Origin of the sequence: Microbacterium sp. UBA3394 (genome assembly GCF_002358725.1) — a bacterium.
Classification (GTDB): Bacteria; Actinomycetota; Actinomycetes; order Actinomycetales; family Microbacteriaceae; genus Microbacterium; species Microbacterium luteum.
Window position 1 is genome coordinate 1 of sequence record NZ_DEPK01000211.1, and the last position, 1,916, is coordinate 1,916.

Sequence of the window (1,916 nt, forward strand, 5' to 3'; positions counted from 1 at the left end):
TTCACCACGCTCGTCGCGCTCGAGCACGTGCTGCGCCGCTTCGGTGCGCGCGTGCCGGTCGGCGGCGGCGTCGACGCGGCAGCCGAGGTGCTGCGGTGACGGCGGCTCTCCTCGACATCTCCCCCGACGCGATCGCCGCATCCGCTCGACGCGTGATGGCGCGCTGCGACGAGCTGGCCCGCGAGACCTCGATGGAGGGCGGCCTCGAGCGCGTGTATCTGTCGCCCGAGCACGCCCGCGTGAACCGTCTCGTCGCGGAGTGGATGCGCGAGATCGGCATGACCACCCGCCCGGATGCCGCCGGCAACCAGGTCGGGCGGCTCGGATCCGACCCGCGCGGCGCGACGACCGGCGACGAACCGGCGCTCCTGCTCGGGTCGCACCTAGACACCGTTCCGGACGCCGGTCGCTTCGACGGCATGCTCGGCGTGCTCATGGCCCTGGAGGTCGTGCGCCTGCTGCGTGTGCGCACCGACGAGCAGTGGCGGTCGGCTCTCGGCTTCGCGCTGGAGATCATCGCCTTCTGGGACGAAGAGGGAACCCGGTTCGGCACGGCCCTGCTCGGATCCTCCGCTGTGGGGGGCGTGTGGCGCGACGAATGGTGGGGCCTCACCGACGCCGACGGCACGACGCTTCGTCAGGCGTTCCTGGAGTTCGGGCTCGACCCGGGCCGCATCGGCGAGGCGGCTCGCCGGCCCGACGAGCTCATCGGATACCTCGAGGCGCATATCGAACAGGGGCCCGAGCTCGACCGCCGAGGCGAGTCGCTCGCCGTCGTCTCCTCGATCGCCAGTGCGCGCCGCTTTCTCCTCACGGTCGAAGGGGAGGCCCGGCACGCCGGCGGAACCCCCTACGACATGCGCCGCGACGCGCTTCTCGGGGCAAGCGAAGGTGCCCTCGCCGTCGAGCGACTCTGCCGCGCCGAGCACCACATCATCGGCACCGTCGGCCGCTTCGAAGCCTTCCCCGGCGGCGTGAACGTCGTGCCGGGCGAGGTGCAGTTCTCCCTCGACCTGCGCGGCGAGTTCGACGGTGAGCGCGATCGCGTGTGGCACACCCTGTCCGGTGAGCTCGACGAGATCATGGGGCGTCGAGGCCTGCGCTGGCGTGCCCGCGAGATCCACTCCGCCGCGGCCGTATCGTGCGCTCCGCTCCTCCAGGACGTCATCCGCGAGGGCATCGGGGCCACGACGTCGACGGCCCAGGATCCCGCGACCATCTTCAGCCGGGCCGGCCACGACGGCATGGCCATGGGAGGCATCACCGACATCGGCATGCTGTTCCTGCGCAACCCCGACGGCATCAGCCACCATCCGGCCGAGTCCGTGTCGACCGGCGACGTCGCCCACGGCATCCGCGCCCTCACCGAAGCCGTGCTGCACCTCTCCCACTCCCGCTCCTCCTGACCCCCACCCCACCCCCTCCCACACACACCACCCCTCCCACCAACCCGCCAATGTCCCAATTTCTGCTGTTTTCGGCCACTGAGAGCGCAGAAATGGGGACATGCACCACCGCTCCAGTCGACCCACAGACGGGATTCTCATGACCACCCTGCTCATCACGAACGCCCGACTGATCACCGTGCCCACCGGCACCGACGATCCCGGATACATCGACGGCGGGTGGATGCTCGTCGACGACGATCGCATCGCGGCGGTCGGAGAGGGAGAGCCGCGCGCCGGCACCACCGCCGACGAGATCCTCGACGTCGGACGCAGCTTCGTCGCGCCGGGCTTCGTGTCTTCGCACAGCCATCTCTTCACCAGCGGGCTACGCGGGCTTGGCGTCGGCGAGACGCTGTACGGCTGGTGCGACTCGATGCTCGGGATGACCTCCGGAGCGAGCGCCGACGACATCTACTGGTCCACGCTGCACGGCGCCCTGGACTTCCTCGGAAACGGCGTGACGACCGC

At 70.5% G+C, this 1,916-nt stretch carries 1 protein-coding gene and 1 pseudogene; both read left to right on the plus strand.

Annotated features, from left to right (window positions below; all coding sequences use genetic code 11):
- Positions 1 to 95: 95 nt before the first annotated feature.
- On the plus strand, positions 96 to 1,406 hold the full coding sequence (locus B4E30_RS13085) for a Zn-dependent hydrolase (protein ID WP_286795533.1): 1,311 nt from the start codon (positions 96 to 98) through the stop codon (positions 1,404 to 1,406).
- 139 nt (positions 1,407 to 1,545) lie between these two features.
- Positions 1,546 to 1,916, plus strand: a pseudogene (locus tag B4E30_RS13090) (amidohydrolase family protein); the annotation flags it as partial.